General features: G+C 61.9%; 13 protein-coding genes. All 13 read left to right on the plus strand.

What is annotated here, in order from left to right:
* Position 1: 1 nt before the first annotated feature.
* Positions 2-1,366, plus strand: coding sequence for a UDP-N-acetylmuramoyl-tripeptide--D-alanyl-D-alanine ligase (locus TSACC_RS14440; RefSeq protein ID WP_075079946.1), 1,365 nt, complete (start codon positions 2-4; stop codon positions 1,364-1,366).
* A complete protein-coding gene (gene mraY, locus TSACC_RS14445; RefSeq protein WP_084400488.1) occupies positions 1,366-2,502 on the plus strand; it encodes a phospho-N-acetylmuramoyl-pentapeptide-transferase in 1,137 nt (378 codons plus the stop codon). The genes TSACC_RS14440 and mraY overlap by 1 nt, the downstream gene beginning before the upstream one ends.
* The gene (murD, locus tag TSACC_RS14450; RefSeq protein ID WP_075079947.1) at positions 2,499-3,815 is read left to right on the plus strand and encodes a UDP-N-acetylmuramoyl-L-alanine--D-glutamate ligase; all 1,317 of its coding nucleotides are present in this window, start codon (positions 2,499-2,501) and stop codon (positions 3,813-3,815) included. The genes mraY and murD overlap by 4 nt, the downstream gene beginning before the upstream one ends.
* A gap of 61 nt (positions 3,816-3,876) precedes the next feature.
* The gene (locus tag TSACC_RS14455; RefSeq protein ID WP_075079948.1) at positions 3,877-4,770 is read left to right on the plus strand and encodes a LysM peptidoglycan-binding domain-containing protein; all 894 of its coding nucleotides are present in this window, start codon (positions 3,877-3,879) and stop codon (positions 4,768-4,770) included.
* A 66-nt stretch (positions 4,771-4,836) separates the two neighbouring features.
* Positions 4,837-5,979, plus strand: coding sequence for a putative lipid II flippase FtsW (ftsW, locus tag TSACC_RS14460; protein ID WP_075079949.1), 1,143 nt, complete (start codon positions 4,837-4,839; stop codon positions 5,977-5,979).
* Positions 5,976-7,088: an undecaprenyldiphospho-muramoylpentapeptide beta-N-acetylglucosaminyltransferase gene (gene murG / locus TSACC_RS14465; protein WP_075079950.1), complete on the plus strand. Its 1,113-nt coding sequence runs from the start codon at positions 5,976-5,978 to the stop codon at positions 7,086-7,088. Before ftsW ends, murG begins: the two co-directional genes overlap by 4 nt.
* Positions 7,085-9,370 (plus strand): UDP-N-acetylmuramate--L-alanine ligase, encoded by a 2,286-nt coding sequence (gene murC / locus TSACC_RS14470; protein ID WP_075079951.1) that lies wholly within the window; start codon positions 7,085-7,087, stop codon positions 9,368-9,370. The genes murG and murC overlap by 4 nt, the downstream gene beginning before the upstream one ends.
* Positions 9,370-10,281 carry a D-alanine--D-alanine ligase gene (locus TSACC_RS14475; protein ID WP_075079952.1) on the plus strand — a complete coding sequence of 304 codons (912 nt, stop codon included), beginning with the start codon at positions 9,370-9,372 and terminating at the stop codon, positions 10,279-10,281. Before murC ends, TSACC_RS14475 begins: the two co-directional genes overlap by 1 nt.
* Positions 10,278-11,237 (plus strand): cell division protein FtsQ/DivIB, encoded by a 960-nt coding sequence (locus tag TSACC_RS14480; protein ID WP_075079953.1) that lies wholly within the window; start codon positions 10,278-10,280, stop codon positions 11,235-11,237. The genes TSACC_RS14475 and TSACC_RS14480 overlap by 4 nt, the downstream gene beginning before the upstream one ends.
* On the plus strand, positions 11,237-12,457 hold the full coding sequence (gene ftsA, locus TSACC_RS14485) for a cell division protein FtsA (protein WP_075079954.1): 1,221 nt from the start codon (positions 11,237-11,239) through the stop codon (positions 12,455-12,457). The genes TSACC_RS14480 and ftsA overlap by 1 nt, the downstream gene beginning before the upstream one ends.
* Before the next feature lie 6 nt (positions 12,458-12,463).
* Complete coding sequence (locus TSACC_RS14490) at positions 12,464-13,888, plus strand: cell division protein FtsZ (protein ID WP_075079955.1); 1,425 nt, start codon at positions 12,464-12,466, stop codon at positions 13,886-13,888.
* A 104-nt stretch (positions 13,889-13,992) separates the two neighbouring features.
* Positions 13,993-14,532: a hypothetical protein gene (locus tag TSACC_RS14495; RefSeq protein WP_153811441.1), complete on the plus strand. Its 540-nt coding sequence runs from the start codon at positions 13,993-13,995 to the stop codon at positions 14,530-14,532.
* Between the two features lie 15 nt (positions 14,533-14,547).
* Positions 14,548-14,919 carry a GrrA/OscA1 family cyclophane-containing rSAM-modified RiPP gene (gene grrA / locus TSACC_RS14500; RefSeq protein WP_075079957.1) on the plus strand — a complete coding sequence of 124 codons (372 nt, stop codon included), beginning with the start codon at positions 14,548-14,550 and terminating at the stop codon, positions 14,917-14,919.
* Positions 14,920-14,975: the final 56 nt, after the last annotated feature.

Below are 14,975 nucleotides of genomic sequence, written 5' to 3' on the forward strand. Positions count from 1 at the left end.
TATGGATTGGCTCTCTCTTTCGGAAGTCGCCGACATGACTGCGGGTACGCTGACAGGCAGCGGCTCGCAGACGGTCCGGCGTATTTCGAAAGATACCCGCACCCTCGTACCGGGCGACCTGTACCTGGCGCTCCGTGGGGAAGCCCACGACGGCAACCTGTATGCACGCACGGCGATCGAGAAGGGTGCGGCAGCAGCCATCCTTGACCGGCCCGACGCGGCGGGCGACCTGCCACAGGATTTCCCCGTCATCGTCGTGCCCGATTCACTCACAGCCCTGCATCGCATGGCCAGTGCGTGGCGTGATCGGCTCGCCATCAAGGTGGCGTGCATCACCGGCAGCAGCGGAAAGACGAGCACGAAGGAATTTACCGCTGCCGTCCTCTCCGTGCGCTACCGAGTCACGAAGACCGAAGGGAACTTGAACAATCACATCGGCCTGCCGCTTTCCATCCTCGCCGCCTCATCCGCAGACGATGCGGCTGTGTGGGAACTGGGTATGAACCACGCGGGAGAAATCGCCCCCCTCGCCGACCTCGCCCGTCCCGATCTCGGCATCATCACCAACATCGGCGTGGCCCATATTGAGTACCTCGGCTCCCGTGAAGGCATCGCCGCCGAGAAGAGCGAACTACTCGCCGCGCTCGGCTCGAATGGCTCCGCCGTACTACCAAACGAGGACGACTTTGCCGACTACCTGTCCACTCGCACCAAGGCTCGCGTGATCCGTGCGGGGCTGGAGGGCGGCCAGGTAATGGCGACGAATATTTCCATGGATGTGGATGGGTGCCGATTCACGATCTGCGCCGATGGGGAGTTCCTTCCCGCGTACCTGCCCGCGCCTGGTGTGCACATGGTCAAAAATGCGCTACTGGCGGCTGCGACCGGGCTGGAATTTGGCCTTTCCCTCGAAGAATGCGTCGAGGGTCTCTCCACCGCTCGCCTTACCGGCGGCCGCCTTACGCGCAAAACGATTCGCGAGGTCACCATTCTTGACGACACGTACAACGCAAATCCCGACTCAATGAAGGCCGCGCTAGCCACACTGGCAGCGCTGCCCGGCAGGGGCAAACGGGTCGCAGTGCTCGGTCGCATGGGCGAACTTGGAGAACATGCCGAAGAAGGTTATCGAACAGTTGGCACAACGGCGGCAAATACAGTACAAACTCTGATCGCAGTCGGCCCGGAGACTGCTCCCTTGAAAGAGGCCGCCCGCAGAGGTGGCATGAGCGATTTGCACACCGTTGATTCCCCCGAGGAAGCAGCGGCCCTCCTGAAGCAAATCCTCGGTCCGGGCGATATCGTTCTAGTGAAAGGCAGTCGGGCTGCCCGCATGGAGCGTGTCATCCAATCCTTTGAAATCTAATGCTTTCCTATCTCGCCAACCTCAGTGAATGGGCTCTGAAGAGCGGTCACGACAGTGATCTCTTCAAGGCCATGAACGTGTTTTCCTACATCACGTTCCGCGCCATCTGCGCCGCTGCGACCGCGTTTCTCATCTCGATCATTTGCGGCAGCTGGGTCATCCGCAAATTGATCTCGCTGAAATTTGGCCAGCCCGTGCGCAGCAAGGAAGAGGTGCACAAGCTGTACGAACTGCACGGCGCCAAGAAGGGCACGCCGACGATGGGCGGCCTGCTCATCATCGGCTCGATCGTCATCTCGGTGGCACTCTGGGCCAAGCCCGAGAATCCCTACGTGTGGATCGTGATGTTCAGCACTCTATTCCTCGGCGCGATCGGATTTTACGACGATTGGTTGAAGGTCACGAAGAAGAGCTCCGCGGGCATCAGCAGCCGGCAGAAGTTTCTGCTCCAGTGTATCCTCGCTGCGGCCTTTGCAGCGTTCTTCCTCTTCTCGCCCGACCCGAAGGTGCGCGAGATGGCGACGAAGCTCTATATCCCCTTCATGAAGGATCCGCTGATCTTCAGCATCCCGATCCTCATCCCGATTTTCTACCTACTCGTGATCGTGGGCACGTCCAATGCAGTGAACCTCACCGACGGACTCGACGGACTCGCCACAGGCTGCACGGCAACAGTGGCCTCGGCCTATGCGCTGCTGGCTTATCTCGCAGGCAATGTGAAGGCGGCGGAGTATCTGCAGATTCCCTTTGTCACCTACTCGGGCGAGCTGACGATCGTATGCGCAGCCCTGCTCGGCGCATGCCTCGGCTTTCTCTGGTGGAACGCGCATCCCGCCAAGGTATTCATGGGCGATACGGGTTCCCTGGCCATCGGCGGCATGCTCGGCGCGGTGGCGATCTGCGCCAAGCAGGAGCTCCTGCTCGTGATCGTGGGCGGTGTGTTTGTGATCGAGGCGATGTCGGTCATCCTGCAGGTCGCGAGCTTCAAACTCACCGGCAAGCGCATCATCAAGATGTCGCCGCTGCACCATCATTTTGAACTCAGCGGCTGGAAGGAAAACACGGTGATCGTGCGCTTCTGGATCATGTCTGTGATCTGCGCCCTGCTCGGCCTGGCAACCTTGAAACTCCGATGATTTACTCTGGCAAAACCGCAGTCGTGCTCGGGCTCGGCCACAGTGGCGAGGCCGCCGCGCTCCTCCTCAGCGAGGAAGGCGCGACCGTGACCGTGTGCGAGAGCAAGGAGACGCCGAGTCTGCGTGAACGCGCGGCAAAGCTCGAGGCGCAAGGAATCAAGGTGCTCTTCGGCACAGCGGCAGATACGGACGCGACGGATTATGACGTCTGCATCCTCAGCCCCGGCATCGATCCTGTCGTGCCACTGGTGCAGAACGTGATCGCCAAGCGAATCCCGATCATCGGCGAGCTTGAGCTGGCCTACGAGGAATGCATCTGCCCGGTCATCGCCATCACCGGCACAAACGGCAAGACGACGACGACCGAACTGACCACCGAGATGCTGAAAGGTTGCGGCCTGCGCACGATGTCGAGCGGCAACATCGGTCTGCCCTTTGCCACCGCGGTCAAGCGCAGCCACGAGCTCGACGTGATGGTCCTGGAGGTGAGTTCGTTCCAGTTGGAAACGATCAAGGCCTTCCGCCCGCAGGTGTCCGCGTGGCTCAACCTGAGTCCGAACCACCTCGACCGCTATCCCGGCATGGCCGAGTATCGCGACGCGAAGCTGCGCATCTTTGAAAACCAGACGGCGGAGGATTTCGCCGTGGTCAATGCACGCGATGAACTCCCGGAGATCGCCGCGAAAAAGCTGACCTTCAGCGCGTATACGGATGATGCGGACCTCACCCTGCGCGACTCGGTGATTTATTTCCGCGGCGAGCCCGTGCTCGACCAGCGCAACACGAAGCTGCCCGGCATTCACAACGCGGAGAACCTCATGGCCGCTCTGGGGATGGGGTATGCTTTCGGCCTCGATTTTGACAAGATGGCGGCGGCGGTGACCGAGTACACGGCTCCGGCGCATCGCTGCGAGTTTGTGCGCACGCTGAACGGCGTGCGGTTCGTAAACGATTCCAAGGCAACCAACCTCGACTCCGTCGAGAAAGCGATCCTCTCGCAGGAGGGTTCGCTCGTGTTGATCGCGGGAGGCAAGGACAAGGGCTTTGAGTTTGATCCCATCGCCCCCCTCATCCGGGAACGGGTGAACGCGGCGGTGCTCATCGGCGAGATGAAGGAACGCATCGCAAAATCCTGGTCCGGCGTGCCGGTGCAACTGGCCGACACACTCGAGGAAGCCGTCGAGAAGGCGCGCGCGGTCGCGCAACCCGGCGACACTGTCCTGTTTTCCCCCGGGACCTCGTCCTACGACATGTTCCGCAACTACGGCGAACGCGGCAATCGCTTCAAGGAAGCCGTCAACGCCCTGAATTAAAAAGAATCACGAACCCTAACGGATAAGCAACGAAGCCATGAAAATGAAAAAAGTCGTGAGAATGCCATTGCGCCGAGCACCTCAGCGCCCCCGCCCGCAGGCCGCCCAGCCGATGCGCGCACGGACGGCGACGGTCGACGAAGCGTACGATGACGAGGAGGAGGATTACGGAGGCGAGGCCGAGCCGAACATGAAGTTCTCGCATGCCGTGGTCGTAGTGCTCGCGCTGCACCTTATCGCGGTGGGCGGTATCTTTGCCTTCAACTCCATCAAGGCCAAGCAGACGGCGGACTCCAAGACCGGCAAGGCCGCTGCGGTCTCCTCAGCGTCCAGTACCGCAGCAAGTGAAAACGAGCCGGAGGTCGCTCCTGCCGACGTGCCAGCCCAGGCAGCCAGTGCTCCGGTGAAACCGCAGAACCTCGACAGTTGGATCGGGCGCTCGCACACCGTGCAGGCAGGCGAGACGCTCTCGCGTATTGCGGCTCAGTACAAGGTGACTGTCAGCGCCATCGAAAAAGCCAATGAGATCACAAGCTACTCGACTCTTGTAGTGGGCCAGGTGCTGAAGATTCCTCCTACTGGCGCTCCCGAGACGAAGCAAACTGCACCCGCCTCGACCGCGAAGCATGAAGCCGCCCCGGTCAAAGCTCCGGCGGCCACGGGTACGATCAGTTCTGCCACACGACCGACAACAACGGCTACGACCGCAGCCATCACGACAGCCGAAACAAGCAAGCCCGCTCCGGCGACCAAAGCCGAGGCGGAAACCGACACGCCAGGCGCACATGGCACGGCGTCGGGCGATGTGTACACCGTGGCCAAAGGGGACAACCCGTACTCCATCGCAAAGAAACTCCATGTGAGCTATAGCGACCTGCTTTCCGTCAACGAAATCAAGGACCCGACAAAAATCCAGATCGGCCAGAGACTGAAGATTCCCGCCAAGAAGAACTAAACACCCCGTCCGCCGATACATAACGCCCCAGGCCGGCCAGCCCGGCCTGTAGCCGTTTCCCGGATCATGCAGAAAAACGCCATCACCGTACTCCTGTTTACTGTGGCAGCTTTGACAGCCCTGGGCTTTGTCATGCTCTTCAGTACGAGCGCGTTTGCGCAGGAGAGCCATGGCGACATTTATTTCTTCGTGAAGAGGCAGGGATTCTGGCTCGCCATCTCGGTGGCAGCGGCGCTGGTGGGAGCCACGATCGACTATCATTGGTGGCGCAAGCTGTGGCCGGTTTTTTTCGGGGCGTCTTTCATCCTGCTCCTGTTCTGCTTCGTACCGGGCATCGGCATGAAGATCAACGGTTCCTACCGCTGGCTTAACCTCGGCGTTGCGACCTTCCAACCCAGCGAACTGGCCAAGCTCGCGGCCATCTTTTTCACCGCGTGGTGGTTTGAGAAATACGAGGCCAATGCCGGGGAGTTTCTCAAGGGAATCGTATTTCCGTTTGCGGTCGTTGCGATCCTCCTGGCTCCCATCGCCAGACAGACCGATCTCGGCTACACTGCGCTGATCGGGGCCACGACGCTCGCGATCATGTTCATCGCCGGCATTCGCCTGCGTTGGGTGATTCCCGCCGCCATCATCGGCGTAGTGGGCATCATTTACGTGGCCACGCACATCGACGAACGCCAGAATCGGCTCATGGCGTTTCTAGAACCCGAGAAACACCAGGCGGGGTCCGGTTACCAAGGTTACCAGGCGCTGATCGCCTTTGGCTCCGGCGGCACGGAGGGATTGGGCCTCGGCGAGGGGCGGCAGAAAATGTCGTACCTGCCCTACGCGCACACGGACTTTATTTTCCCCATGATCGGCGAGGAGCTCGGGCTGAAATTCACCCTCCTCACCGTCTTTGGTTACCTGCTGATGTGCCTTTGCGGCGTGATGGTGGCCATGAATGCGCGCGACCGGTTCGGGATGTTGCTAGGCTTTGGCTGCATCATGATCGTCGTTTTACAATCCATCGTGAACATTGGGGTGACCACATCCCTGCTGCCCAACAAGGGCATGCCGCTGCCATTCATCAGTTTTGGTGGTTCGAATCTGGCAATCTGCTACTTCATGATGGGTATCCTGGTGAACATCCACCGCCACGGAAATCCGCTGGTATCGGTGTCTTCGCCCATCCTCAATCACGTAAGAAACTACTGCCGCCTGTGAGCACACCTTTTCGCGTTGTCATAGCCTGCGGAGGCACCGGGGGGCACCTGTTCCCCGGGCTGGCCGTGGCGGAAACCTTGAAGCAGCGCGGACACGAGATCCTCCTCATCGTCTCCGAGAAATCCATCGACAGCATCGCGCTGAAGGCGCACCCGGAGTTCCGGGCTGAGAAGCTGCCCTCCATCGGCATGCCATCAGTGCTGTCACCCGCCTTTGTCCGATTCCTGCGCCGGTCGTGGGAAAGCCTCGGCCATTGCCGCGACGTGTACCGAAGGTTCCGCCCCTCGGCTGTGCTGGGCATGGGCGGTTTCACCTCGACGGCTCCGCTGCTGGCAGGCCGGATGCAAAAGCTGCCGACCTTCATCCACGAGTCCAATGCCATTCCCGGCCGGGCCAACAAGCTCGCGGCGAAGTTCGTCACAAAGGTTCTGCTCGGGTTCGGCGCATGCGCCCCGTATTTTGAAGGCAAGCCTTATGCCGTGACGGGTACGCCGGTACGCAAGAATCTCGGGGGGGCCATCCCACGCGAAGAAGCTCTGGCTGCGCTAAAGCTCGATCCGGCACGCAAAACGCTGCTCGTGATGGGCGGAAGTCAGGGCGCGGCGGGCCTGAACCAGGCGATCTTCAAATGTGCCCCGCTCTGGGTCGACCAGCCGGTGCAGATCATTCACCTCACCGGTGATCGCGACGACCGTCTCGCGGCGGCGAATTACCAGCGCGAGCACCTTCTGCATTACGTCGCGCCGTTCCATCACAAGATGGAGGAGGTCTATTCCGCTGCGGACCTCGTCATCTCGCGCGCGGGCGCATCGAGCCTGAGCGAACTGTCGCAGTTTGGGCTACCCTCGATCCTTGTCCCCTATCCGTACGCCACCGATGACCACCAGACGGCAAATGCCAAGGTCTTCATCGAAGCTGGAGCTGCCGAACTGGTGCAGGAAGCGAAGATGGCACCCGATTCCTTCGGCTTGCTGGTGACCAATTTGCTAACGAACGACCGCCGCCGCGAACAAATGGCAGCCGCAGCGCGCGCCATCCTGCCGCACGACGCGGCTGGTAACGTGGCTGATGAGGTGGAGAAAGCCGTGCAGGAGGCGCAGACACGATGAACCTCGCAAGCCTCACGGAATTTCTCACCAGCGGATCGCGCCGCGTGCACCTGATCGGCGTCGCCGGGTCGGGCATGAGCGGTATCGCCGCGCTTCTTTTGGCCCTGGGCCATCGCGTGAGCGGATCCGACAAAGTCGACACTGTCGAGGTCGAGCGTTTGGTCAAAAAGGGCCTGGATTTTCACAAGCCTCACCTGTCAGGAGAAGTCAACGGCGTCGAGCTGGTGGTTTACTCCTCCGCGATCAAGGCGGGCAACGTGGCCTACGACGAGGCCGTGCAGCTCGGCATCCCCATGGTGCGCCGCGCCGACGCGCTGGCCGCGATCATGAACTCCAAGAAGGGCGTGGTTGTGTGCGGCATGCACGGCAAGACCACGACGTCCTCGATGGCTGCGCATGTGCTGCGCTCGTGCGGGCTGAAGCCGTCGCATTACGTCGGCGCGGAGATTCCGATCCTCGGCACAAACGCGCGATGGGATTCCGAGGGCGAGTACTTCGTGGCTGAGGGCGACGAAAGCGACGGCACGCTGATCAACTACCATCCCGAGCACGCCATCGTTCTCAACATCGAGCCCGAGCACCTGGATTTCTACAAGGATCTCGCCGCCATCGACGCGGTCTACACCAAGCTGGTCACGCAGACACGCGGCAAGGTGATCTACTGCGGCGACGACGAGGGCGCGACCCGCGTCTGCGCTTCGCATCCCGGCGCTGTGAGTTACGGGCATGATGCGAAGAACCGCTACCGCATCACGGACCTCGTGGTGAAAAATTTCCGCTCGCACTTCACGACCTGGCGCGGCGACGACAAGCTGGGCGACGTAACGCTGAACATCCCCGGCGCTCACAACGCGCTCAACGCCCTCGCCGCCATCGCGCTGGCCACGGAGATCGGACAGCCGTTTGACCGTATTGCCTCGGCCCTCGAGACCTTCCGCGGAGCCCGCCGTCGGTTTGAAATCCGGCACGAGTCGCCCCGTAACCTCGTGGTGGACGATTACGGACACCATCCCACGGAAATCGCCGCGACGATCGCGACGGCGCGCACGGGCGATTGGAAGCGCGTACTCGTCATGTTCCAGCCCCACCGCTATACGCGCACGCTGGCACTGAAGGAGGAATTTGGCCGCGCCTTCGGCCTGGCGGATCATGTGTTCGTCGCCAATGTGTACCCGGCGAGCGAAAAACCGATTCCCGGCGTGTCAGGCCAGACCATTGTCGACGCCGTGCTGGCGAACGGGCATCCCTCCGCCTTCCACGAGGAAGACATCACTCGCATCCATCAGCTCGCCGGGGCGAAAATCCAGGATGGCGACATCATTCTCAGCCTGGGAGCAGGAAATATCCACGAGGCGGGCGCCCGCCTCGTGAAGGACCTGGAAACACGCGACGCGCTCAGCGCGGTGATGGGGTCGGGTGCGATCAAGCTATACGAGCCTCTTTCCCGGCATACGACGATGCGCGTGGGCGGGCCGGCTCAGTTCTGGGTCGAGCCCGAGACGGAGGAAGGTTTCGCCGACCTCGTGAGCTACTGCGACGACCATGACATCCCGTTTATGGTGATGGGCCGCGGGTCCAACCTGCTCGTGCGCGACGGGGGCATTCCCGGCGTGGTGGCGCAGCTTTCCCGTGGGGAGTTCGCCCGCTACGAGGTCAACGGCATGGAGATCACGGCGGGCGTCGGCCTCAAGCTCAAGCAGCTCACAGCGGTGGCTCAGAATGCGGGCATCGGCGGATTTGAGTGGATGGAAGGCATCCCCGGCAATCTTGGCGGCAGCCTGCGCATGAATGCGGGCGCAATGGGATCGCAGACTTTTGAACAGGTGGTACGCGTGCGCTATTGCGATACGGACGGCAACATCTTCACCCGCACCCCGGCCGAAATGGAGGTGCATTACCGCGACGTTCCCACGTTGCGACAGAATTACGCACTCTCCGCCACGTTACGCGGCTTTCCCGCCAGCTCCGAGGAGATCGCGGCAAAGATCGCCGAGTCGACGCAAAAGCGCAAAACCTCGCAGCCCATCGCGGCCAGCGCCGGGTGTATTTTCAAGAATCCTACCAGCATCCCGGCGGGCAAGCTGGTCGATGAACTCGGATTCAAGAACTTCGCCGTGGGCCGGGCCCGCGTCTCCGAGGTTCACGGCAATTTCATCGTCAACGACGGCGGAGCGACGGCGGAGGAAATCCTCACGCTCATCGGCGAGATCAAGGCCGCCGCGGCGCGCGAGCGCGGGATCGAATTGGAAACCGAAGTACAGATCGTAGGAGTGGACGCATAATGAGCAGTGGAATTTTGAATGAGAAGGTGGTGGCGGTGCTGATGGGCGGACCGGGCGCTGAGCGCGAGGTCTCCTTGCGATCGGGCGCCGCTGTGGCGCGTGCGCTGAGCACGCTTGGCGCGAAGGCGGTCGAAGTCGACGTGACCGGGCCGCATTTCACCCTGCCCGAGGGCGTGCATCTCGCGTACAACATGATTCACGGCACGTTCGGCGAGGATGGCCAGCTCCAGGCGATACTGGAAGCGAAGGGCGTCCCGTACACCGGTGAGGGAGTCGAGGGAAGCCGTCTCGCCTTTGACAAGATCGAGAGCAAGCGAAAGTTCGACGCGGCAGGCGTACCGACGGCAGCATTTGAGGTGCTCGGTCGTGGCGATCAGCCCGGCCTCATTGCCCCGTACGTGATCAAGGCGCCCCGCCAGGGATCCAGTGTGGGCGTGCACATCATTCACGACACGGCTCATGTCCCGGCGGCGCTGGAGGATTGCTTCCAGTTCGGCGACGAGGTGCTGGTGGAGGATTTTGTCAAAGGCCGCGAGCTGACGATCGGCATCCTGGGAGGAAAGGCGCTGCCGGTGATCGAGATCGTGCCCAATGAGGGATTCTACGACTACGCGCACAAGTACACGAAGGGCGCTTCGTCGTACTATGTGCCCGCCGAAATCGGCGAGGAAAACACGCGGAGGGTACAGGAAGCCGCCGAGGCCGCACACAAGGCGTTGGGACTGGAAATTTATTCGCGAGTGGATATTCTGTTGGCCGCCGACGGCAGCTTGAGCGTGCTGGAGATCAACACGATCCCGGGCATGACGGAAACCAGCCTGCTGCCAAAGGCTGCGGCGGTGGTCGGACTCGACTTCCCCGCGCTCTGCGAACGTATTGCCGAACTTTCCCTGGCCCGACATAACCGATGATTCAACGCCGCTCCACCGCTCGTCCCGCCAATCGCCGCTCGAGGCATGCCTCGCCGCGCGCGCATTTGCTCGACGTGCAAATCCGCACCTCCACGGCGCGGAGACAGCGGAATGAAAAGGTGGGCAAGTGGGTCTTCAACCTCGTCCTCATCGGGTCCGTCTCCGTGGCGGCCGTGTTGGGACTCAAGACCGGACTCGACAAGTTCTTCTTTCAAAACGCCGACTACACCCTGAAACGTATCAGCCTGGAGCTCGACAATATCCTGACTCGCGAAGAGGCACTCGAGGAAACCGGGCTGCGGGAGGGGGAGAACATTTTCTCTGTCGATCTGGCCAAGGTGGAGGCGAAGCTCAAGGCGATCCCGCAGGTGGCGAGTGTCCACGTCGAGCGCGAACTGCCTGACCATATCTCGGTGACCATGACGGCCCGGGACCCGGTAGCCTGGGTGGCCGCTCCGGGTGAGACAGGCGACGTGACCGCCTCGGAGAAATCCATGCTGGTCGACGCGACGGGCTTCCTTATGCGCCCGCGTCACATCCAGCCCGAATACTTTCATCTCCCCGTGATCTACGGAGTGAAAAGCGACGACGTGCAGGACGGCGAACTGCTGGCCAATGAAGACCTGCGCGTGGCCCTCAACCTCATTCAAACCGTGTACTCGCGCCCCGAGTCACTGCTGCGCATTCGCACGCTCGATATCTCCAAGGGGTACAGCATCACGGTCGTGAACGACCAAAACGCACACATCGTCTTTGCCGCGTCCAACTTCGACGAGCAGCTCGCCCATTTGCAGAAGCTGCTCCAGCATTGCGAGGAGACGGGCCGCACCCTGGAGAAAGTGAATTTAATGGTTAAGCGGAACACCCCTGTAACCTTCGTCGTCGCCTCAGCTCCGCCCGAGGTGACGCAGAAATCCCAACCCATCGGAAGCTCGCCGAAAACCCGGAGAAACTAATGGCTCGCTCAGACATCCTCGTCGGTGTGGAGGTGGGAACCTCCAAGGTATGCGCGGTCGTCGGAGAGACTGGCCGCGAGGGTACCCTGCGCATCCTCGGCGTGGGCTCGGCCCCATCGCGCGGCGTGCGCAAAGGTGAGATCGTGGACATAGCCATCGCCACGGAGTGCGTGCACGACGCCCTGGCAGATGCGGAGACCAACAGCGACGCCGAGATCGGCAGCGTGTCGGTTGCGGTGACGGGCAGCCACATCCGGAGTTTCAACAGCCGTGGCGCGATCCTGATCCCGTCGGAGCGCTTCGAGATCGATGAAGAGGATGTCTCCGAGGTCGCCGTGAAGGCTCGCGAGGTAAACATCCCGACCGAGAATGCCTTCCTGCATTCCATCATCCAGCATTACTACGTGGACGGCCAGGACGGGGTGCTCAACCCGATCGGCATGGTCGGCCGCAGGCTGGAGGCGGATTACCACATCATCCATGGCGTCAAGACGCGCCTGCAAAACACCCTGCGCTGCATCCGCGAAAATGGCGTGCAGCTCGACGAGGTGGTGGTGAATTCCCTCGCCTCCGCACAGGCTGTACTCGACCAGCACCAGAAGGACCTCGGCGCGGTCGTGATCGACATGGGCGGCGGGGTGACGGATTACATCGTCTACGAGAACGGTGCGGTGCGCCACAGCGGCGTGCTGGCCGTGGGCGGCGACCATATCAGCAACGACATATCGCTGGGCTTGCGCATTCCGCTCACCCGCGCGGAGAAACTCAAGGTCGAGGAAGGTTCCACCGTGCTCGGCCAGGGGACGCCGGGCGAAATGATCGTGCTGAAGAACGACGCAGGATTCTCCGGCAAGGAGGTCGAGCGCGAGATGCTCAACACGATCATCCATGCACGCGTACGCGAGATGTTTGAACTGATCCGCAAGGGGATCGAGAGCGAAATCCCGCTCCACCTGCTCGGTGCGGGCGTGGTGCTGACGGGCGGATGCAGCCTGATCAAGGGCATCAAGGACGTGGCGGAGTCGGTCTTCGACCTGCCGGTGAGCCTCGCGCGCGAAGCGGGAGTATCGGGACCGAAGTCGGTACTGAACAACCCGCAATACTCGACGGCGATCGGCTTGATCAAGTTTACCCAGGCTTTACGAGCGGAAGAGGAAGACCCCGGTCTTTTCGGCTCGGTGCTCCAAAAAATCGGGGGAATCTTCCGCAGAAAGGGCTAGATCTCCATGATTTCCTATCCACGATCCGAAGCCGGAGAACCGGCGAGCGTCCAGGCCCTCGTGCTGGGACTGGGCAATGCTGGCGTGCATCTCGTGGATCGCCTGACGATGTCGGGCATCGCCGACGCGGATTTTATCGCGCTCAATACCGACGCACAGTCGCTGACCTCCTCGATCACGCAGACGAAGATCGCGCTCGGCCAGAAGGTGACACGCGGACTCGGCACGGGCGGAGACCCGGAGGTCGGCTACGAGGCGGCGCAGGAGTCGCTCGGGGAGATCCGCTCCGCACTGGAGGGAGCGCAGATCGTGTTCCTCTGCACGGGACTCGGCGGCGGCACCGGATCGGGCGTGGCCCCGGTAATCGCCGAATCCGCCCGCGAGGCGGGAGCGATTGTTATTTCCATCGTCACATCGCCGTTTTCCTTCGAAGGCAAGCGGCGTAGCGCCCAGGCGCGTGAGGGATTGGCAGGAGTGGCGGAGTTTTCCCACGCGGTGCTGCACTTCGAGAACGACCGCATGTCGGAGCTGGCCTCGCCGCGTGCCGGGATCGAGGAGACGTTTTCCATTTCCGACAACTTCCTCGGCTCGGCGGTGATCTCGCTGCTGGAGATCCTGCGAGGCGGCGCACCGCTGCCAGTAGGACTGGCCGACGTGCTTTCCGTGCTCGGCGGAGGTTCCGCTGCAGCGCTCTTCGGACGTGGTGAGGCGACCGGCGACAACCGCGCCCACGAGGCACTGGAGCGTGCGCTGAAAAGCCCGCTGCTTGATCGTGGTCGGCTCCTGGCCGAAAGCCACGCCATCATTTCCCACATCTCCGGCCCCGCTTCACTGTCTTTCGCGGAGGTCGCCGCCATCATGCGGGAACTCGGCAAACACGTGGCGGACTCAGCACAGCTATTCCTGGGTGTGACCAGCCTGCGAGATGCAAACGCACCCATCACAGTGACGCTGATAGGCAATTATTCGGGAGGCGAGCACGACTCGCCACCCGTGACTGAGCATCATGCCGTCGAGCGCCCTGCTCCGCGTCAGCGCCCGACTTTTGCCGCTCCGACTCCTCACCATGAGGCGGAGGAATCCACCACGGCCCCGCGTCAACGGTACGCACCCTCGCCGGTCGCAGAGGAACCTGCCCCGCTTTTTTCCGAACCTGTCGTGGAACCTGTTGCAGAAGCTCCTGAGGCCCCAGCGCCCGTGTCGGCTCCCCCGGCGGCCCGCCCTGCGGCAACACGCGAACATCGTCCTGCGGCCGCCCCAAAACAACAGCCGCAGCCAGTTGCTCCGCCGACCGCGCCCAAGGTGAAGCAGGAAACGCTGCAGTTTGAATCCGTAGCGCGCGGGCGGTTCGAGAAAAGCGAACCGACGATCGTGGAGGGTGAAGACCTCGACGTCCCCACTTTCCTGCGCATGCGTGGGAAGACTCGATAGACCACCGTTTTCAAGGCCGCCGGAAAATCGTCGAGAATATCTCCTTTTCCAGTTTGACAATGGGAAGGGGCGGGAGCAGTTTGCCCGCAACCCACGTGAAATCCATGCTCAGAAGCGCTATGCTCTGCCTGGTTGCGTCTACCGCCATCTCCACGGCGTTACATGCGCAAGACACACCGAACACAACCATCCACCCCGGTTCGCCCGCCTACCTCGATTCGCTCGACGGGTTCCGTGGAGTCAAATTCGGAACGGAATTTGGCAAATTCACGGGACTGGTTCTCGATCAGGACCGCGGGAAGCTGAAGCTGTACACGAAGAAGAACGAGGATCTGACGCTCGGCCTGGCCAAGCTCTCGGCCATCGTCTACCACTTCTTCGATGGCAAGCTCCAGGCGGTGACCATCCACACCACCTCGATGCCCGACGGACGCACGCTGACGGCGATCGCCAACTCCGGCTTCGGCGCGGGCACGAAGCTCGACCCGTACAACACGATCTGGCAGGGCGAGACAGCCTGGGCCCAGCTCTCGCAGAATGAAGGCACCGGCGAGGTGACCCTCACGATCGGCGACGCGGAGATCTCCCGCGACCTCGGAAATTACGAACAGCAGCAGGCCCAGGAGGCCGCCGCGCAACTCTAAACTCCACATCGAGCCATGAAGAATACTTCACTCAAACAGTCGCTCCCCGCGTTGATCGCTGTCACCGGCGGAGCCCTCGCCGCAGGCGCCGCCTCGGCGGAAGCCGCGCAGTCCGCCGTACGTCCCTCGACGGCCACGAACGAAACCGCTCTGGAAACCCGCATCAGCAACGTCCAGGACAAACTCAATGGCAAGCCAGGTGTGACTTTTGCCGAACGCTCCATGGAAACCCCGGAAGGACTCCAAACCTTCTGGTGGGGCAACTGGCATAACGGCGGCTTCGGTCCCGGCGCCTGGCACAATTGGGGCAATGGCGGCTGGCACAACTGGGGCAACGGCTGGGGTAACGGCGGCTGGCACAACTGGCATAACTGGGGCAACTTCTAGGCTCCCAGGAAACCCATCCCTTACGTCTCACCTCGCAGTTAACTAGCGGGGTGAGA

The organism is Terrimicrobium sacchariphilum (assembly GCF_001613545.1).
Classification (GTDB): domain Bacteria; phylum Verrucomicrobiota; class Verrucomicrobiia; order Chthoniobacterales; family Terrimicrobiaceae; genus Terrimicrobium; species Terrimicrobium sacchariphilum.